This is a genomic window from Methylobacterium sp. NPDC097929 (assembly GCF_049543375.1).
GTDB lineage: Bacteria > Pseudomonadota > Alphaproteobacteria > Rhizobiales > Beijerinckiaceae > Methylobacterium.
On sequence record NZ_JBMVEP010000008.1, the window covers coordinates 90,650 to 108,319 of the forward strand.

The 17,670-nt window shown below is 69.1% G+C and carries 15 protein-coding genes and 1 pseudogene; 9 read left to right on the top strand and 7 right to left on the bottom strand.

Annotated features, from left to right (window positions below; all coding sequences use genetic code 11):
- Positions 1-9 precede the first annotated feature (9 nt).
- Complete coding sequence (locus ACPCJR_RS18235) at positions 10-1,806, top strand: hypothetical protein (protein WP_391513318.1); 1,797 nt, start codon at positions 10-12, stop codon at positions 1,804-1,806.
- Between the two features lie 118 nt (positions 1,807-1,924).
- On the opposite strand, the gene ACPCJR_RS18240 is transcribed toward ACPCJR_RS18235, so the two are convergent.
- Positions 1,925-2,350 (bottom strand): hypothetical protein, encoded by a 426-nt coding sequence (locus tag ACPCJR_RS18240; RefSeq protein ID WP_391513316.1) that lies wholly within the window; start codon positions 2,348-2,350, stop codon positions 1,925-1,927.
- Positions 2,351-3,075: 725 nt separating this feature from the next.
- Here ACPCJR_RS18240 and xoxF1 point away from each other — a divergent pair.
- From xoxF1 to ACPCJR_RS18260, 4 genes and pseudogenes are all read left to right on the top strand, one after another.
- Positions 3,076-4,881 carry a lanthanide-dependent methanol dehydrogenase XoxF1 gene (xoxF1, locus tag ACPCJR_RS18245; protein ID WP_391513314.1) on the top strand — a complete coding sequence of 602 codons (1,806 nt, stop codon included), beginning with the start codon at positions 3,076-3,078 and terminating at the stop codon, positions 4,879-4,881.
- A 26-nt stretch (positions 4,882-4,907) separates the two neighbouring features.
- A complete protein-coding gene (locus tag ACPCJR_RS18250; protein ID WP_391513312.1) occupies positions 4,908-5,291 on the top strand; it encodes a hypothetical protein in 384 nt (127 codons plus the stop codon).
- A gap of 72 nt (positions 5,292-5,363) precedes the next feature.
- A pseudogene (locus ACPCJR_RS18255) lies at positions 5,364-5,600 on the top strand (hypothetical protein); the annotation flags it as partial.
- A gap of 148 nt (positions 5,601-5,748) precedes the next feature.
- On the top strand, positions 5,749-5,919 hold the full coding sequence (locus ACPCJR_RS18260) for a HEAT repeat domain-containing protein (protein WP_391513310.1): 171 nt from the start codon (positions 5,749-5,751) through the stop codon (positions 5,917-5,919).
- Between the two features lie 24 nt (positions 5,920-5,943).
- Here ACPCJR_RS18260 and ACPCJR_RS18265 read toward each other — a convergent pair whose 3' ends face one another.
- Positions 5,944-6,708: a Crp/Fnr family transcriptional regulator gene (locus ACPCJR_RS18265; protein WP_391513308.1), complete on the bottom strand. Its 765-nt coding sequence runs from the start codon at positions 6,706-6,708 to the stop codon at positions 5,944-5,946.
- Positions 6,709-7,019: 311 nt separating this feature from the next.
- On the opposite strand from ACPCJR_RS18265, the gene ACPCJR_RS18270 reads away from it, so the two are divergent.
- Genes ACPCJR_RS18270 through ACPCJR_RS18280 form a run of 3 tightly spaced genes read left to right on the top strand, consistent with a single transcriptional unit; the run spans position 7,020 to position 10,197 of the window.
- Positions 7,020-8,459 (top strand): ABC transporter substrate-binding protein, encoded by a 1,440-nt coding sequence (locus tag ACPCJR_RS18270; RefSeq protein ID WP_391513307.1) that lies wholly within the window; start codon positions 7,020-7,022, stop codon positions 8,457-8,459.
- An 8-nt stretch (positions 8,460-8,467) separates the two neighbouring features.
- Positions 8,468-9,349 (top strand): ABC transporter permease, encoded by an 882-nt coding sequence (locus tag ACPCJR_RS18275; protein WP_391513305.1) that lies wholly within the window; start codon positions 8,468-8,470, stop codon positions 9,347-9,349.
- Positions 9,346-10,197 (top strand): ABC transporter ATP-binding protein, encoded by an 852-nt coding sequence (locus tag ACPCJR_RS18280; protein ID WP_391513304.1) that lies wholly within the window; start codon positions 9,346-9,348, stop codon positions 10,195-10,197. The genes ACPCJR_RS18275 and ACPCJR_RS18280 overlap by 4 nt, the downstream gene beginning before the upstream one ends.
- 70 nt (positions 10,198-10,267) lie before the next feature.
- Here the strand turns inward: ACPCJR_RS18280 and ACPCJR_RS18285 are convergent, their stop codons facing one another.
- From ACPCJR_RS18285 to ACPCJR_RS18305, 5 genes are read right to left on the bottom strand one after another with little or no spacing between them, the layout of a single operon-like run.
- Positions 10,268-11,314, bottom strand: a complete 1,047-nt coding sequence (locus ACPCJR_RS18285) for an LLM class flavin-dependent oxidoreductase (protein ID WP_391513303.1) — start codon at positions 11,312-11,314, stop codon at positions 10,268-10,270.
- A 3-nt stretch (positions 11,315-11,317) separates the two neighbouring features.
- The gene (locus ACPCJR_RS18290; protein ID WP_391513301.1) at positions 11,318-12,286 is read right to left on the bottom strand and encodes an aliphatic sulfonate ABC transporter substrate-binding protein; all 969 of its coding nucleotides are present in this window, start codon (positions 12,284-12,286) and stop codon (positions 11,318-11,320) included.
- Complete coding sequence (locus ACPCJR_RS18295; protein ID WP_391513299.1) at positions 12,283-12,849, bottom strand: c-type cytochrome; 567 nt, start codon at positions 12,847-12,849, stop codon at positions 12,283-12,285. The genes ACPCJR_RS18290 and ACPCJR_RS18295 overlap by 4 nt, the downstream gene beginning before the upstream one ends.
- Positions 12,839-14,047: a sulfite dehydrogenase gene (gene soxC / locus ACPCJR_RS18300; protein ID WP_391513297.1), complete on the bottom strand. Its 1,209-nt coding sequence runs from the start codon at positions 14,045-14,047 to the stop codon at positions 12,839-12,841. The genes ACPCJR_RS18295 and soxC overlap by 11 nt, the downstream gene beginning before the upstream one ends.
- A 13-nt stretch (positions 14,048-14,060) precedes the next feature.
- Complete coding sequence (locus ACPCJR_RS18305; protein WP_391513295.1) at positions 14,061-15,092, bottom strand: ABC transporter substrate-binding protein; 1,032 nt, start codon at positions 15,090-15,092, stop codon at positions 14,061-14,063.
- A 145-nt stretch (positions 15,093-15,237) separates the two neighbouring features.
- Here ACPCJR_RS18305 and ACPCJR_RS18310 point away from each other — a divergent pair, with 145 nt between their 5' ends.
- The gene (locus tag ACPCJR_RS18310; protein ID WP_391513293.1) at positions 15,238-17,646 is read left to right on the top strand and encodes a hypothetical protein; all 2,409 of its coding nucleotides are present in this window, start codon (positions 15,238-15,240) and stop codon (positions 17,644-17,646) included.
- Positions 17,647-17,670 lie beyond the last annotated feature (24 nt).

A 17,670-nucleotide genomic window follows, 5' to 3' on the forward strand; every position in this document is an offset into this window, starting at 1 on the left:
TTCGGTGCAATGTCTGGAATCGAGGCAGGACTCTACGAATTCGTCGACCGGCAGACGGGGCAGGAGATTCGCCTTCGTCTGCAGAGAGCAGCCTCGGGCTCCGTCGTGGCGGTGAGTGCGGATCTCGGCGGCGCTCCGGCCGGAATCGCCTCGTTCGTCAGCCGGAGCGACATCGTGGAGTCGGGGTCCGACATCGCCTTCGACGCGATGCTCTACCCGGCGTCCGGGCCCGCCGCCCCGGTCCGCGCGCGGATCGCGAGGGCGGGGGCGGATGCGATCACCCTCAGCGGCGATTTCGGCGCGGGACCGGTCCGCGCCGGTCTCGTCCGCATCGGCTCCGCGTTGAGGCGTCTGATCCTGGTCGTCGACGCGATCGACGGCTTCGATGTCCCGGACGACACTCTGCTGGGCGGGTCGGGCGGAACCGACGTGGCGTCCTGTCTGGCCAAGGCGTCGATCGCCGTCTCCCCGGTCCCGCGCCTGACCGTCCGGCCCGATCCCTATGGCCGGACGGTCCATACGCCGGCCGAGTTGCACGAGCTGATGACGCGATGGGGCAAGCCTCCGGCGCGCGCCGCCGATCCCTGGTGGCTCAACGTCCTGATGGGCGGGCGCTTCGACGGGCGCGGCTACGGCGACGTCAGCGGTGTCCTGTACGACGTGAGCACGGACGAGGACGCTTTTCCCCGCCAGGGCGTCGCGGTCTTCCTCGCCTCCAAGGGGATCGCGGAGCACGCCCCGGGCAGCGAGGACTGGAAGCGCGAGGTTCTCTTCACCCTCGTGCACGAGATCGGACACGGCTTGAACCTGCCCCATGCCTTCGACGAGGGGCGCGACACCGCGCTGACCTGGATGAACTATCCGAGCCGCCTCGGCCCGGACGTGTTCTGGAAGGGATTCGATCACAGCTTCGACGAGCGCGAGCGGCACTTTCTCTGCCACGCTCCGCATGCCGATATCGCTCCCGGGTCCTGCGCCTACGCCACGCGACGAAGCGATCTCCTGAGCGGCGGAAGGGTCGGCGACGCCGCCTTTCGCCACGTTCCGGGACCGGAGGACGGGGACGAGCGAGCCCGGCCGCGCCTGGAGGTCGGCCCGCTGAAGCCGCACTACGTCTTCGGTGAACCGGTCTTCCTGAAAGTGGCGCTCGTGAACGAGGGAACGACTTCGCTGCGCTACGCCAAGGCGTTCGACCCGAGCGACGGCCTCCTCACCGTCACGATCGTGAAGCCGCACGGTGAGGTTCGGATCGTCCGCTCCCCGTTCGCCCTCTGCCAGGATCACCGGCTGCGCCGGCTGGGCCCCGGACAGCGGGTCGCGTTCGACGGGATCTTCGTCGCGTTCGACGCGGACGGCGCGATCTTCGACGAGCCGGGCCGCTACACGCTCTCGGCCCGCTATGCCGGAGTGCCCGGGCACGTTCTCACGGCGCCCGAGACGCGGCTGCGCGTCCTCCACCCGACGCGCGACGAAGAGCGCGTGGCCATCCTCGTCTGGGACAAGCCGCTCCTGATGCGCGCGATCGGGCTGCGCCAACCGCTCATCGCGCGGGACGATTGGGAGACTTATCGGGAGGCGGTGACGCATCGTCTGCCGATCGACCCCGGCAACACAACCCCCGCCTTTCTCGCCTACACGGCCGCGCTCGGTTGGATGAAGCCGCACAAGCCGGCCTGCGCTGCGCGAGGCTACGAGGCCGACCTGACCAAGGCGAGGGCGCATCTCCGGCACGTTCATGCGGCGCATCTGCCGTCGGGGGTCGTGCGCAAGAAGCGACGGATCGCGCGGGAACTCCGCCGAGACTGAGACCGGACGGTCGCGAACTCGCCCCCCACGGTCGCCGGTGACCGCGTCGAGATCGGGATCGAGGGCCGCGAGTGCGGCGCCCGAGAGGAGAGCAAGGCCGCTGCGAGCGAGGCCAACCTCATCGCCCGTTCCCACGGGGCCGGCCGAGGATGCGCAGAAGCGTGGCGTCCCGGTCGATCCAGTGGCGCTTCAGAGCGACCGCGACATGGAGCGCAAGGGCCGCTGTCAGGGCGAACGCCAGCCCATCGTGGAGGTTCACGCATCCGCCACGCCACGCCACGCGGGCGAGGGGCGCGGCGAAGACCGCGACGCCCAAGGATTTGCGGCCTTGGACGAGCGCCGCCCTGCCCGGCCCGCCCGGTATCGTCCGGAGCCGGAAGCCGTAGACGACGAGGTCGGGCACTTCGGCGCCGGCGACCCGGTGCAGCCCGAGCGACAGACGAGCGATGACCGGACGAAAGGGAGCTGCGCGCAGCGGCCGTGCCGCTATGTATATTTTCTTACTGTTTGCTGCCGTATCATCCAGCCTCGATTGCCGAAACATCCCGGATTTTTCAGGCAATTTTGCAAGTTAAACCGCTGATTTATCGCGGTAAGGTGCCAAAACCTCCCGCCCCTTGACGGACGATTGAGCTTTTGCGCTTATGGCAGAAACGCGCCACGCCGGCCCACGATTTCATTCATTTGTAAGGAATATAAGCATAAATCGCGCGATCCGGGGTTGCTCTCGTTTTCGTCACCCTACGGCCGTCTGGGCTGGGATCGGCCGTGAAAACGAAAAAACGGCGAGGTCAGTAGACCCCGCCGTAACAGTAATGGGTTCCTTCGAGAGCGGTACTTCCTGAAGACTTTCCCATTTAGTCGCAGAAAAAGCATAGTGAGGACCGGAGTGGGATGTCAACGATGAAAAGGGAATGAGTTTATCCGGGTTTCATATAATAATATTATGGTTTTGTGGTACGATTTCCTGGGTAGATTGCTCTGCCTAGGTAAAAACCATGCCTTATTGCGACGCAGTATGAATGACTATTGTGTCGCACTTACGTTTTTCTTATTGCATTCGTCTTATAATGCATTAAAGCCTTGTGATGGCCGCGATGGGTTGCCTCCTTTCCAGGAGAGCACGCCTCCAGGACGGCTGACGGCCCATCTGTTCTGGCAGAAGCTGTCCCCGGGAAGAGACCGGTCATAACGGTCAACGTAATGCACGGAACTTCGCGCCGTCGGCACGTTCCTGTCGGTCGGTTTGGGTTCCAAGCGGAGGAATTCATGAGAGCGGCACATCTTCTCGCCCTCGGTGCGGGTCTCGCTGCTGCGAGCCCGGCCCTGGCCAACGAAAGCGTCCTGAAGGGCATCGCCAACCCGGCGGAGCAGGTGCTTCAGACGGTCGACTACGCCAACACCCGCTATTCCAAGCTCGACCAGATCAACGCCAACAACGTCAAGAACCTCCAGGTCGCCTGGACCTTCTCGACCGGCGTGCTGCGCGGCCACGAGGGCTCCCCGCTCGTCGTCGGCAACGTCATGTACGTTCACACCCCCTTCCCGAACATCGTCTACGCGCTCGATCTCGACCAGGGCGCCCGGATCATCTGGAAGTACGAGCCCAAGCAGGATCCGTCCGTGATCCCGGTGATGTGCTGTGACACGGTCAACCGCGGTCTGTCCTACGCCGACGGCACCATCCTCCTGCACCAGGCCGACACCACGCTCGTCTCGCTCGACGCCAAGTCCGGCAAGGTGAACTGGTCGGTCAAGAATGGCGACCCGTCCAAGGGTGAGACCAACACCGCGCACGTGCTGCCGGTGAAGGACAAGGTCATTGTCGGCATCTCCGGCGGCGAGTTCGGCGTGCAGTGCCACGTCACCGCCTACGACCTGAAGTCGGGCAAGAAGCTGTGGCGCGGCTACTCGGTCGGCCCGGACGATCAACTGCTGGTCGACCCGGAGAAGACGACCCACCTCGGCAAGCCGGTGGGCAAGGACTCCTCGCTGAAGACCTGGGAAGGCGATCAGTGGAAGACCGGCGGCGGCTGCACCTGGGGCTGGTTCTCCTACGATCCCAAGCTGAACCTGATGTATTACGGCTCGGGCAACCCCTCGACCTGGAACCCCAAGCAGCGTCCGGGCGACAACAAGTGGTCCATGACGATCTGGGGTCGTGACGTCGACACCGGCGTGGCCAAGTGGGTCTATCAGATGACCCCGCACGACGAGTGGGACTACGACGGCGTCAACGAGATGATCCTCACGGATCAGAAGTTCGACGGCAAGGACCGCCCGCTCCTGACCCACTTCGACCGCAACGGCTTCGGCTACACGCTCGATCGCGCCACCGGCGAGCTGCTCGTCGCCGAGAAGTTCGATCCGGTCGTGAACTGGGCCACCAAGGTCGACATGGACAAGGGTTCCAAGACCTACGGCCGTCCGCTGGTCGTGGCGAAGTACTCGACCGAGCAGAACGGCGAGGACGTGAACTCGAAGGGCATCTGCCCGGCGGCTCTGGGCACCAAGGACCAGCAGCCGGCGGCCTTCTCGCCCAAGACCAACCTGTTCTACGTGCCCACCAATCACGTCTGCATGGACTACGAGCCGTTCCGGGTGACCTACACCCCGGGCCAGCCCTATGTCGGCGCGACCCTGTCGATGTACCCGGCCCCCGGCTCGCACGGCGGCATGGGCAACTTCATCGCCTGGGACGGCGTGAAGGGTAAGATCATCTGGTCGAACCCCGAGCAGTTCTCGGCCTGGGGCGGCGCGCTGGCGACCGCCGGTGACGTGGTCTTCTACGGCACGCTCGAAGGTTACCTGAAGGCCCTCGACGCGAAGTCGGGTAAGGAACTGTACAAGTTCAAGACCCCGTCGGGCATCATCGGCAACGTGATGACCTACGAGCACAAGGGCAAGCAGTACGTGGGCGTCCTCTCGGGCGTCGGCGGCTGGGCGGGCATCGGCCTTGCGGCCGGCCTGACCGACCCGAACGCCGGCCTCGGCGCGGTGGGCGGCTACGCGGCTCTGTCGAGCTACACCAACCTCGGTGGCCAGCTGACCGTGTTCGCTCTGCCGAACAACTAAGACGGACCGCCCTCTTCGGGTGAACGATGCCGGCGTGGAAAACCACGCCGGCATTTTTTGTTTTTGGAGTCACGCCGATGCGCCGAATGATTCCAGCAACCCTCTGCCTCGTCGGTCTGATCTGGGTGATGCCGTGCACGACGTTGGCGGCTCAGAGTGATCAGGAGACCTTCGGCTGCAAATCGATGGCGAATACCACGCAGGTGCTCGCGCTGCGGCAGAGCACGGACCAAACCGACTCCGACACCCGTCTGCAAAGGCTGGTGCGAGCCGGCGAGTGCCGCATGTGGACCGCGACCGACGCGGTGACCGTCGAGGACGAGAGCGACGGACTTGTCTGCCTGGCGCCAAACGGCGTGCACCGGAGCTGCTACTGGTCTGCGCCCAGGTCTGGCCGGCTCGCGCGCTAATTCCGTCGGCTCGTCGGCATACGGCCACCGGAGGCGTCGAGCCTGGCCAGAACGCCGGCTTCGTCCTCGGGCGTGCGACGATCGAGGCGGCGTGCTCCCGCGGCGAACCTCGTCGTCTCCGATGGGTACGACCGCGGAATCTTTCCCTGCGCGTCCCTGAATCGCGAGGAGACGCTGCCCTCACTCATCGCGGCGACCCGCGACACGGATTCCGAGGGGCGCCGCGCCGCTCTCGGCGGGCTCGTCTTCTCGCGCCACGCCGCCGCGATCGAGGCCATCGCGGCGGCATTGTGCGATCCCGAATGGAGCGTGCGCGAGACCGCCGCCGAGACGCTCGGCCGGGCGGGCGCTTCGGGGAGCGCGGAGGTGCTGATCGCGGCGCTCTCCGACACCACGTGGCAGGTCCACCAGAAGGCCCTGCGCAGCCTCGGCCGCCCGAAAGCGCGCCGCCCCGTCGGTGCTCGCGGCGCTCTGCGACGAGATGGCGTCCCTGCGCAAGGAGGCGGCCGCCGCGCTCGGGGAGATCGCCGATCCGGCGGCGCGGGCCGGGCTGGAGGGGGTCGCCAGCGATCCCGACCCGGACGTGCGCAAGACGGCGCGCTGGGCCCTGGGGAGGCTGGCGACCTAGCGCTCCGCTCCCTCATCCCTGCACTCACCCCTCCGTCAGAACGATCTCCTGTAGCTGCCCGGGCCGCATCAGGCGGATATGCGCCCGGTCGACGGAGATGATGCCCTCGCGCTGGAAGCGCTTGAGCATCATCGTGACCCACTGGCGGGTCGAGCCGACGAGGGCGGCGAGTTCGTCGTGGGTGATGCGGCGGCGGATGATGATCGTGCCGTTCTCGGGCGTGCCGTAGAGGTCGCCGAGATTGAGCAGCAACTGTGCCAGCCGCTCGATCACCGAGCGCGTGCCGAGCATCTGCGCCATCGCGGTATAGCAGCGGCCCTTCGCCTCCAGGGCGGCGATGAGGCAGAGCGCGAAGCCCGGCATCTGGCGGATCAGCCCGCGAAGGGTCGCGCTCGACAGAACGGTCACCCGCACCGGCTCGATCGCCACGCCCGACCATTGGTGGCAGCCGCCGCCGTAGATGCTGGGGCCGCCAATGAAGTGACCCGGCGTCCAGTAGGCCAGCGTCACCTGCCGGCCCGAAGGGCCCGAATAGAACACGCGCACGCGCCCCTCCTCGATCAGGAAGATGCCCTCGTGCGGCGCCCCTTGCGTGAAGACGCTCTCGCCGGGCGTCAGGCTGAGCGTGCGGCCGGCGGCACGCACCCGGGCGAGTTCCGCCGGCGTGAGTCCGTCGAGGAAGCCTGCGCCGTCGTCGAGCCCCTCGACCGTCTCGCTCAAGAAGAGCGCGCTGGCGATCAGCGGCGCGGGGTGCCGGGATTCGGAAAGGGCGAGAGAGACCGACGACATGGAGACCTCGGGAGAACGGACGGGCTCGAGACCCAGAATTCGCGGAAACAGCTGCGATCCGTCTCCCGCTCCGATTATCGGTGCCGCGCGCTTGAGAGCAATTCCAAATCAGGATGTCGCTAGAACAAATTCTTCTCTCCACAAGCAATCAGCGAGAAGAGATTTCCTTTATTTCCAGAATAGCTGGGATCGGACACAAATCTCGGCCTCCCGATGAAATTAATTGCTCGCTGCAACGGCCATCCGGGCGGCACATCCGTGGCACCGCCGCACTCGTGAGCGGCTGACGCCTCTGCTTCACGGAGCCACCGGTGACACATCGCTTCTCGCTCACCCGCCGCCTCGCCACCCTGCTCCTGACGGCGACGGCGCTGGGCGCAGCGCCTGGCACGGCCGGGGCCGAGACCATCCGGGTCGCCGTCGGCACGCAGGACACCACGATCAACTGCGCCACCGGCGGCCTGCTGATCCGCGAGCTGAAGCTCCTCGAAAAGTTCCTGCCGCGGGACGGCAAGTACCGGGACGTGACCTACGATATCCAGTGGCGCAACTTCACCAGCGGCGCGCCGCTCACCAACGAGATGGTGGCAGGCAAGCTCGACCTCGGGGCGATGGCCGACTTCCCCGGCTCGCTCAACGGCTACGCCTTCGCCAAGGCCGGGCGCCGCTCCCTGTTCATCGCGGTGCTCTCGGGGAGCGTGCGCGGCAGCGGCAACGGCATCGTCGTGCCGAAGGAATCCCCGGTGCAGTCGTTGGCCGAGCTCAAGGGCAAGACGATCTCGGTGCCCTTCGCCTCGACGGCGCACGGACTGCTCTTGCGGGCCGTGAAGGCGCAAGGGTGGGAGCCGGGCCGCGACGTCACGATCATCACCCAGGCACCGGAGGTGGCGGGCGCGGCCCTTCTCGCCAACAAGATCGAGGCCCACGCGGATTTCGTGCCCTTCGCGGAACTGTTCCCCTGGCGCGGTTTCGCCCGCAAGATCTACGACGGCGCGCAGGCCGACGCTCCCACCTTTCACGGCGCGCTGGCCGATGGCGACTATGCGGAGAAACACCCTGAGATCGTCACCGCCTATCTGCGCGCCGCGATCGAGGCGGACCGGCTGATTGCCGCTGAGCCCGAGCATTACTCCGAACTGATCGAGCGGGTGACGGGGATCGAGGCGGAAGTCGCCTACCTGTTCCACGGTCCGCTCGGCCTTCAGACCCGGGACATCACGTGGAAGCCCGAGTACCGGCAGGCAGTGAAGACCTCCTTCGAGACGCTCAAGCTCCTGAAGAAGGCCGATTCCGACATCGATCTCGACCGCTTCGTCGAGGACCGCTTCATCCGTGCGGCCTCGGCCCAGGCCGGTCTCGACTACGCGGTGCGGCTCAAGGATTACGCGCCGCTGCCGCTCGCAGCCACCGACGCCGCCACCGGGCAGTCGATCACCGATCCCTCCCGCGTCGCGCAACTCTGGATCCGGGGCGAGGCGAAGGTTCGTCACTACGCCTCGCCCGAGGGGGCTCTCGCGGCGCTTGCCAAGCTCGAAAGTCAGGGGAGTGAAGCCCGCGCTTTCTACGCGCAGGACCGCGGCACCGGGATCAAGCTGTTCGCCAACCAAGCCTGGTTCGTGCGCGATACGAAGGGTGCCCTGAACGCCTTCCTGCTCAAGGGCGACGCGCAGGCCTATGCCGCGGCGCAGGGCGGCGACGTGATCGACTTCGCCGCCGCCCGCGCCGGTCAGGCCCGGCTCTCCGCGCGATGAGCCTGCCGATGGCCCCGACGACGAGCGCTTCGGCGATCGAGACGCCTTCCGCGCTCCGAGGGCCGCACCGGAGGGTGGTCCGGGCGAAGATCCTGGGCGCCGTCCCGAAACGGCTCCCGCTCGGGCGCTTGGCGCTGCGCGGGCTCGCTTTGGCTCTGAGCCTGCTCGCGTGGCACCTCGCGGCGAGCAGCCGCCTCGATCTCGGCCTCGTCACGTTCCGCAACGTGCCGACCCCGACCGCGGCCGCGCAGGCGGCCTGGGCGCTGCTCCACGCCCCCGCGCTGCCGACCCATCTCGGGGCGAGCCTGGCCCGAGTGCTGTCGGGTTTCCTCGCCGCGCTCGGCGCGGGCATCGCCCTGGGCCTCGCCATCGGCCGATCGCGGCTCGCCCGCGACCTGCTGCTGCCGTCGCTCGAAGTGCTGCGCCCGATCCCGGCGGTGGCCTGGATCCCGCTCGCGATCCTGATGTTCCCATCCTCCGAGGTCTCGATGGCCTTCATCACCTTCACGGGCGCGCTGTTCCCGATCCTGCTCAACACCGTGCACGGGGTGGAGGCGGTGCATCCGCGCCTCGTGGCCGCCGCCCGCAGCCTGGGGGCGGGCGATGCCGCGATCCTGCGCGAAGTGATCCTGCCGGGCGCCGCGCCCAGCATCGTCACGGGTGCCGCGATCGGCATGGGCACCGCGTGGTTCTGCCTCGTGACCGCCGAGATGATCTCCGGCCAGTACGGGATCGGCTATTTCACTTGGGAATCCTACACGCTGCAGAACTACGACGACATCGTCGTCGGCATGCTGCTGATCGGCCTCCTCGGAATGGGATCGAGCCTCGTCGTGCGCTGGCTCGGCACGCTGGCGACGCCTTGGGTCGGCGCGGGAGGTCAGCGATGAGCACCGGGTCAGCACCGGCCGGCCTCCACGCCGGCAGCGACCCTCGCGCCGACGGTCACGTCGCGATCCGGGACGGCGCGATCCGGCTCGGACGGGGTGAGGCGGCCTTCGACGTGGTGGAGAAGATCGGCCTCGACATCCCCGGCCGTCAGTTCGTCTGTATCCTCGGCCCCTCGGGCTGCGGGAAATCGACCCTGCTCGGAGCGGTGGCCGGCCACCTCGCCCTCTCGCGCGGCAGCGTCTGCCTCGACGGGCGGGCGATCGCGGGGCCGCACCCCGATCGCGGCATCGTCTTCCAGCAGCACACGCTGTTCCCGTGGCTCAGCGTGATCGACAACGTCGCCTTCGGCCTGAAGATGAAGGGTCTCGGCCACCGTGAGCGCCGCGCGCGCGCCCGGGTGCTCCTCGCGCAGGTCGGCCTGTCCGACTTTGCCGAGCGCTATCCCGCCGAGCTGTCGGGGGGCATGCAGCAGCGGGTGGAAATCGCCCGCGCGCTCATCAACCAACCCCGGGTCCTGCTCATGGACGAGCCGTTCGGGGCGCTCGACGCGCAGACGCGGCTGACGATGCAGGAACTGCTCCTCGACATCTGGACGCAGCACCGCACCACGATCCTGTTCGTCACGCACGACATCGACGAGGCGCTGTTCCTGGCCGACCGGCTCGTCGTCATGACACCGCGCCCCGGTCGTATCCTCGACGACATCCCCCTCGATTTCGGTCGCCCCCGGGATCGCGGTCTGATCACCGATCCGCGCTTCACGGCGATCAAGCAGCGCTGCCTTGCGCTTCTCCGGGACGCGCCCGGCGGTGTGCCGCTCGCGCGGCTGAGCCCGATCGGGGTCTGAACCGCTCCGATCCGGGGCGGCGCAGCTATGCCGTCGTGCGGTGGGGCGCAGCGGCCCGGCTCGACCGGCCTTATCTGCGCAGCCGCGCAAACATCTGCTCGGCAAAGCGGATCATCTCCGCTTCGAACGGCTGGAACTGCAGCATGAACAGTTCGATCCCCGCCGCGTGGAAGGCGCGGATGCGCTCGGCCACGGTGTCGTAGCTGCCGACGAGCCCGGCCGTGGTGCCGCCGTTGGTGCCGACATGGTGCGCGGCGGCCGCGTCGGTCTTGGCGAACATCACGCTCGCCACGTCCGTGCGCGCCCGAGTCTCGTTCCGAAGCGCCTCGTCGCGGCGACTCAAGCGTAGCAGGCGGTCGAACTCGTCTTCCGCTTCCGCATCGGTCTCGCGGGCGATCACGAAGGCCGAGAGGCCGTAGCGCAGGCGGTCTCGAGCGGCCGGGCGCCGGGACAGGTCGGCGATGAGGTCGGCGACGGCCTCCAGGGGCTGGCCGTTGATGAACCAGACATCGCCGTGGTCGGCCACCAGCGCGCGGGCCGGCTCGGATTCACCGCCGACATAGAGCGTCGGCCGCGGCCGATAGGTGCCTGCGGGCTTGAGCTGATAGTCCTCGACGCGGAAGTAATGGCCCTCGAAGCGGACCCGCTCGCCCCGCAGCAACCGGTCGACGAGGGCGATCCACTCGCGGCCGTAGGCGTAGCGCGCGTCATGAGCCGGAAACGGCAGGCCGGCCCGCTCGAATTCGGCGCGGTTCCAGGCGTTGACGAGGTTGAGCGCGAAGCGCCCCCCACTGACATGCTCGATCTGCAGGGCCATCTTGGCGAGCACGACCGGGTGAAAGAGCCCCGGCTTGATCGCCGCGATGATCTCGATCCGCTGCGTCAGCGCCGCGAGCGCGGCCGAGGCCGTCCAGGCTTCCAACTGGTCGCGAGTCTCGTCATAGGGGTTCACCGTGTGCTGGGCGACGAGGACGGAATCGTAGCCGAGGCGTTCGGCCTCCAGCACAAGGGCCCGATTGCGCGCCCAGGAGGCGTCGTGCGGCTCGTCCGGATCGTGGCGGGCGGCGCGGGAGCCGTGGACCGGGGCCCAGACGCCGAAGCGGAGCGGATGCGCCATGTCTCAGCCCCTTCCAGTCCCTGGCCTGGTCGGCGGCTGCCAGAGCCGCACGGCGGTGGCGTCGAGCCGGCGCGGGATCAGCCCGGCGTCGAAGAAGGTGTCGGCAATGGCCTGCTGCTCGGAGAGCGCAGCCCGATCGACGGCCCGGACCGCGTAGGAGCGCCGCTCGTTGACGGTGGCGACGACCTCCGGCGGCAGGTCGCCCCAGATCGGCGCCAGCAGCGCGACGGCGGCCGATGGGTTCGCCTTGACCCACTCCCCCGCCTCGACGAGTGCGGCGAAGACCGTGGCGACCACCTCCGGCTGCTCCGCGGCGAAGCGGTCGTTGACCGTGTAGTAGCGGTTGTAGCTCGACAGGCCGGTGGCATCGGCGAGCACCCGCACCGGGCGCTTGGCCTGCACGATGGCGAGGAACGGATCCCAGATCGACCACGCCTCGATGCCGCCCCGCTCGAACGCGGCGAGCCCGTCGGCCGCCTCCAGATAGGCAGGGCGAATGTCGGAGAAGCGCAAGGATGCCCGCTTCAGCGCGCCCGCCAGGATGAAGTGGCAGCCCGAGCCCCTTGAGACGCCGACCGTGCGGCCCTTGAGGTCCGCGATCGTGCGGATCGGCGACGCGTCGGGCACGATGATCGCCTCGGCCCGCGGCGAGGCGCCCTCCATGGCGTAGAAGGTCAGCGGGGCGCCCGCCGATTGGGTGAAGACCGGCACCGCGTCGGCCACGTCCGCGTGCAGATCGACGGCGCCGGTGTTCATCGGCTCGAGCACCTTGGTGAAGAGGTGCCAGCTCACGCCGAAGCCCTGCCGGCCGAGCCGCTCCTCCAGCGTGCCCCGCGCTTTCAGCACGGTCAGCAGCGTCGAGGAGCGCTGGTAGCTGAACTTCACCGTCCGGCCGGCCCGGGCCGGGCCGGATCGACCGAGGCTAAGGCCGGCGGCGAGCGCCCCGGCGAAGTGGCGGCGGGTCAGGCTCATCGGGTCTCCGTGCTCTCGCCGGGGCGGAAAGAGGAGTTTGGCGGCGGGATGTCGGGCCGCGGATCGGCGGTGAAGCCGTCGCGGTTCGGCATGGCGACCTCGGGCAGGGAGGCGGCATCGAGACTCGCCTCCTCCGAGAGCAGGCCGTTGAGGTGCAGCACGTAGGCGCTGATCGCGTAGGTCTCGTCGGCCGTCAGTGATTGCGGCGCGTCGAACGGCATGGCCCGGCGCACGTAGTCGAACAACGTCGTGGCATAGGGCCAGAAGCTGCCGACCGTGCGCAGGGGTTTGGGGCTCGCGAGGCTGCCTTGGCCGCCGGCCAGCGCCTCCGCGGCGGCACCCTCGCCGTGGGCGCCGTGACAGGCGGCGCAACGTGCCGCGTAGAGGCTCGCGCCGTCGCGCACGCTGCCGTGGCCGGGCGGCAGGCCCTGGCCGTCGGGGCGCACGTCGATATCCCAGGCGGCCACCTGCTCCGGAGTTGCCGGGCGGCCGATGCCGAACGGTTCGGCGGCGGCAGGGAGGGCGAGGCAGACGCTCAGGAGGAGGATCGACTTACGCCGCATAGGTCACCGCTCCGCTCGGCCCGACGCTCCAGCCGAACACCGCGTTGTTGTGGTAGAAGGAGCGGGTGCCGCGCACCGCGACCAGAGCGTCGCGGCTCGGCTGCACGTAGCCGGTCTCGTCCCGCGCCCGGCTGAGGAGCTTCGCCGGGCCGCCCTCCCAGCGCCAGGGCAGGCGGAAACGGGTGAAGCAGCGCGGCAGCACCGGACCTTCCCGATGCGCCTCCCGCCAGGAGGCGCCGCCGTCCGTCGAGACCTCGACGCCCGCGATCCGTCCGCGCCCGCTCCAGGCGAGACCGCGGATCTCGTGGAAGCCGGGCTCCCGCAGCTGCTGGCCGCCCGACGGCGCCGTGATGACGGACTTGGCCTCCATCACGAGGGTGAATTGGCGCGCCGTCCCGTCCGGCATTAGGTCGGTGTATTTCGAGGTTTCCTCGCGGGTCTGGAACGGGCGGTCGCCGACCTTGATGCGGCGCAACCACTTGATGCTGAGGTTGCCCTCCAGCCCCGGAAGGAACAGCCGCAACGGGTAACCCTGCTCCGGCCGCAGCCGTTCGCCGTTCTGGGCGTAGGCGAGGATGGCTCCATCGAGCGCATCCAGCGGGATCGAGCGGGTCATGGCGCAGGCATCCGCCCCCTCCGCCAGGATCCAGGCGGCGCCCGGCTTCACGCCGACCTCGGCGAGCAGGGTCGAGAGTTCGACGCCGGTCCACTCGGCGCAGGAGATCAGGCCGTGGCTGTCCTGCACCGTCCAGTCGGGCTTGGCCCCGAGCCAGGGCGTGTTGCCCGAGCATTCGAGGACGTGCAGCCGCGACACCGCGGGGAAGCGGACGATGTCGTCCATCGTCAGCGTGAGCGGGCGCTCGACGAGGCCGTGCACGACGAGGCGGTGCCGGTCCGGATCGATCGCCGGGATGCCCGCATGGTGGCGCTCGAAATGCAGGCCGTTCGGCGTCAGGATGCCGTGCAGGCCCTGGAGCGGCGTCACCGTGGACGAGGCCCCGGGAAAGCGCGGCGGCAGCCGCGGATAGCGCGTCAGCCTCTCGCTCGGACTCGGCCGGCCGTAGCCGGGAGCGGTGGCGCCCTGTTCGCGGGTCCAGGGCGGCACGTCGAGGGGGCTCGCCTCCGCCAGGGCTCCGGTAGCTGCGCTCGCCCCGGCGAGCGAGCCGGCCAGGCGCAGGAAGGCGCGGCGGTTCTCCATTCGCTCGCCCATCCTACTTCGCGCTCGCCTCGGCCTGGGCCGCCTCGAAGAAGCGGGTGTCGAACAATCCGTCCGTGGGCGGGGTCTTCTCGCTGAGGCCGAGCGTGGTCTGGAAGGCCAGCATCGCTCCGGTCTCCGCCACGATCGTGCGCGGATCGGCGACGTACTGGGTCGCGGGCGAGGCCAGCGCGTCGCGCAAGGTCGCGGCGGTGACGATGCCCTTGCCGAGCGCGGCCTCGACCGCCGGAAGCGCCCGCTCGGGCTCGCGCTTGAGCAGATCGACGGCGCGCACGATCGCCGAGACGAGGATGCGCACCGCGGCCGGGTTCTGCTCCAGGAACGGGCCGCGCACCGCCACCACCGTGCCGGGCTGTCCCGGGAACAGGTCGTTGCCGCCCGCGACCAGGCGGATCTGCGGGTTGCGCTCGCGGATGATGCTGAGGCCCGGCTCGCGCACCGTCGCGGCATCGACGGCGCCGGCCAGGATCGCCTGCTGGGCCGCGTCGATGCCGAGCGTCACGATCTGCACGTCGGCCGGATCGACCCGGTGAAGCGCGCGCAGCCAGTAGGACAGGTTGGTGTAGGGGATCGAGCCGAGCGGCTGCGTCGCGATCCTGGCCGGCCGGCCCGTCTCCTCGCGGAAGCGTCGGAAGGCGGCCGCGGGCGCCGTGCCGTCGGTGAGCGGGCCCGCGAGCTTGGCGCCCGCCACGAGCACGTTCTCGCCGATTGCGGTGGCCGCGACCACCCGCAGGTCGACGCCCCGGGTTCGCCCGATCGCCACTGGCGTGATCCCGGCGACGTAGACATCGAGCGTTCCGCTTGCCGCCGCCTGCACAGCGTTCGGCCCGGAATCGAACAGCGTCACCGTGGGCTTCAGCCCACCCGCGCCGAGCCACCCCTCCCGCTCGGCCACGAACAGCGGCGCCGCGCCGAGCACCGGAATCGCGCCGATCCGCACGGGGAGCGGCTGGCTCTGCGCCTTCGCGGCACAGGCCCCCAAAGTCGCGAAGAGAAAAATCGCCCACCAGATGGATCGAGATAACATGATCGTTCTTTTATTTAGAGTAGAATGATAAGATCTATTCAGACCTGTGTGTATTATGAACTGTTCATGCGATCGTGCAAGACATCACATTGATCTGAGGCTATAGCCGGGCCGCAAGACGGTATGACTGAAAGGCCGGTCGAGGATGCAGCACGAGAACGAGCGGCGGGCGCAGCTGGGCGAGCACGTGGCGCCGACCGGCCTCTACGAGGCGATCAAGGCGCGCCCGTTCCTGGGAAGCGTCGCCTGCAGCCACGACCGTCTGGTGGCGGGAAGCTGGCACGAGGTCGTGCTGACCTACGAGGTCGGCGCCTGCGGCATCGCCGACGGGGCGACCTTCAAGACGACCTTCAAGTTCTATTCCGACTGGGCCCTGTTCCAGACCGCCGACCCGTCGGCGGCCAACTACGTCAGCGCGGAGTACGAGGCCGGCCCGCTCCTTCCCGGCCAGTCCCCCGCCAGCGTGCAGTCGCTCAGCGTCCGCTTCGACCAGAAGGGCCACGAGCGCCCGTTCCAGAAGGCGGTGATCGTCGATGTGGTCGACGGCTATCTCAATGCGGGCGACCGCATCGTCATCCGGCTGGGCGACCGGCGGGCCGGGGGCCCCGGCACCCGCGTCCAGACCTTCGTCGAGGACGGCTTCCGCTTCCGCTGCTACGTCGATCCCCTCGGCACCTCCCGCTACGTGGCGGTGCCCGGCGATCCGGTCATCGTGATCGTTGCGGGACCGCCGGCGCGAATCCAGCTCGGCGCGCCCCGCTTCGTGGGCGAGGGCGTCGCACCGCCCCTGACCGTGGCCTTGCTCGACCGCTGGGGCAACGTCGTCCGCGACCTTGGTGGCTCCGTCGAGATTGCGGCGTCACAGGGAGAGGGGGCGGTGTACCGGCGCGATCATGCCGTGCCGGACGCGGGCTGGGCGGTGCTGCGGGTCGAGGATCTGCCGGGGGCCTCGGGCGAGTTGCGCATCACCGCCGGGCGGCCCGGCGCCCGCGACGTCGCGCCGGGCGAGGCCTTCGTCACGGGCCTGCCCGATGCGCCGGTCCCCCGCGCGCTCTACGGCGACCTGCACGTCCACGCCCACGACACGGTCGGCACCAACAGTCCGGCCTACAACGCGGCCTATGCCCGCGACGTGGCCGGGGTCGATGTCTACGGCTATACCGCCAACGACTTCCAGATCACCAACGAGGCGTGGCGCGAGGGCGTCGCCGTGACCGCCCGCTTCGACGCGCCCGGCCGCTTCGTGGCCTACGCGGTGCAGGAATGGTGCGGCAGCTCCACCGCCGGCGGCGACCATCAGGTGCTGTTCCTCGGCGACGATCCGCCGGGCTTTCCCCACAACGCACGAGGCGAGCACAACCGCACCTTCCTCTGGAACGAGAGCATGGGCGGTGCGCAGGTCGAGGTCGGGCGCTGGCCGGTCGAGGATCTCTGGGCGGCCTACGCGCACGATCCCGAAAACCATCTCGTCATCCCGCATGTGGGCGGGCGCCGCTACATCCCGGATTGGCACCATCCCGAGCTGGAGCGTCTGGTCGAGATCGCCTCCGCCTGGGGCCAGTTCGACTGGCTCTACCGGGACGTGATCGCCCGCGGCTACCGGCTCGGCGTCTGCGCCAACGGCGACGAGCATCGCGGCCGGCCCGGCGGCGGCGCGCCGGGCGTGCAGGTCTTCGGCGTGCGCGGCGGACTCACCGGCATCCTCTCCGACAGCCTGGACCGCCGCTCCGTCGGCCGGAGCCTGCGGGCGCGCCACACCTTCGCGACGACGGGCGAGCGCAGCGCGCTCCTCGTCCGGTGCGGTCCGCATCGCCAGGGCGACGCCTTCGCGCACGAGGGCCCCGCGCGGCTCGATTACCGCTTCCTCGGCGATGCGGGCTGGGAGGAGCTGAGCGCGCACGACCATACCGGCGAGATCTGGCGGCGCGACCTCCACGCCGAACTCGGGCATTCGCAGCGCCTCGTGCGCCTGCGCTTCGGCGGCGCGCGCATCCGCGACCGCTATCGCTGGGCGGCCTGGGAGGGCCGCATCCGCATCCTCAACGGCACCATCCGCCGGGTGAGGACGCAAGGCTTCGAACATGCCGAGGAGACGGCGTGGCGCTCCGGACCGACCGAGATCACCTTCCGCTCCGAGACCTACGGCGACAGCGACGCCATCGAGATCGACATCGGCGGTCTGAGCGCGTGCCGTATCCAGGTCGAGGGAACGATCGGAGGCTTCGTGAAGGTCGGCGACCCGCGCAGGCCGGCCCCCTTCGTCCACGCGCCGGACTTTTCCTGGGAATGCACCGGCCGCGGGATCATCGAGCACGGCGCCCTGCGGCGCGAACTCGGGGGTGCCGGGCTGTTCCTCGCCCTCGAACGGCTGACCGAGCAGCCGCTGCCGCGCGATGTCGCCGGCCACATCGTCGTGGAGCCGGACAACGCCGCCTTCGGCTTCCGGCCGGTCTACTTCTCGGGCCGCCAGCGCGACGGCAGCCGCGTCTGGTCCTCGGCACAGTTCATCACCTTCGCGGAGGCGTCCCGTGCGAGGAACGGCGTGGCCGTTTGACCGTCGAGATCCGCCCGGCCGAAG

What these genes read in the sequence shown, in the direction of transcription:
- ACPCJR_RS18285 (WP_391513303.1), bottom strand. Translation starts at nt 11,314, where the DNA reads ATGGCGCATCCGCTCCGCTTCGGCGTCTGGGCCCCGGTCCACGGCTCC.
- xoxF1 (WP_391513314.1), top strand. Translation starts at nt 3,076, where the DNA reads ATGAGAGCGGCACATCTTCTCGCCCTCGGTGCGGGTCTCGCTGCTGCG.
- ACPCJR_RS18310 (WP_391513293.1), top strand. Translation starts at nt 15,238, where the DNA reads ATGCAGCACGAGAACGAGCGGCGGGCGCAGCTGGGCGAGCACGTGGCG.
- ACPCJR_RS18295 (WP_391513299.1), bottom strand. Translation starts at nt 12,849, where the DNA reads ATGCGGCGTAAGTCGATCCTCCTCCTGAGCGTCTGCCTCGCCCTCCCT.
- soxC (WP_391513297.1), bottom strand. Translation starts at nt 14,047, where the DNA reads ATGGAGAACCGCCGCGCCTTCCTGCGCCTGGCCGGCTCGCTCGCCGGG.
- ACPCJR_RS18265 (WP_391513308.1), bottom strand. Translation starts at nt 6,708, where the DNA reads ATGTCGTCGGTCTCTCTCGCCCTTTCCGAATCCCGGCACCCCGCGCCG.
- ACPCJR_RS18240 (WP_391513316.1), bottom strand. Translation starts at nt 2,350, where the DNA reads ATGTTTCGGCAATCGAGGCTGGATGATACGGCAGCAAACAGTAAGAAA.
- ACPCJR_RS18235 (WP_391513318.1), top strand. Translation starts at nt 10, where the DNA reads ATGTCTGGAATCGAGGCAGGACTCTACGAATTCGTCGACCGGCAGACG.
- ACPCJR_RS18290 (WP_391513301.1), bottom strand. Translation starts at nt 12,286, where the DNA reads ATGAGCCTGACCCGCCGCCACTTCGCCGGGGCGCTCGCCGCCGGCCTT.
- ACPCJR_RS18250 (WP_391513312.1), top strand. Translation starts at nt 4,908, where the DNA reads ATGCCGGCGTGGAAAACCACGCCGGCATTTTTTGTTTTTGGAGTCACG.
- ACPCJR_RS18275 (WP_391513305.1), top strand. Translation starts at nt 8,468, where the DNA reads ATGGCCCCGACGACGAGCGCTTCGGCGATCGAGACGCCTTCCGCGCTC.
- ACPCJR_RS18305 (WP_391513295.1), bottom strand. Translation starts at nt 15,092, where the DNA reads ATGTTATCTCGATCCATCTGGTGGGCGATTTTTCTCTTCGCGACTTTG.
- ACPCJR_RS18280 (WP_391513304.1), top strand. Translation starts at nt 9,346, where the DNA reads ATGAGCACCGGGTCAGCACCGGCCGGCCTCCACGCCGGCAGCGACCCT.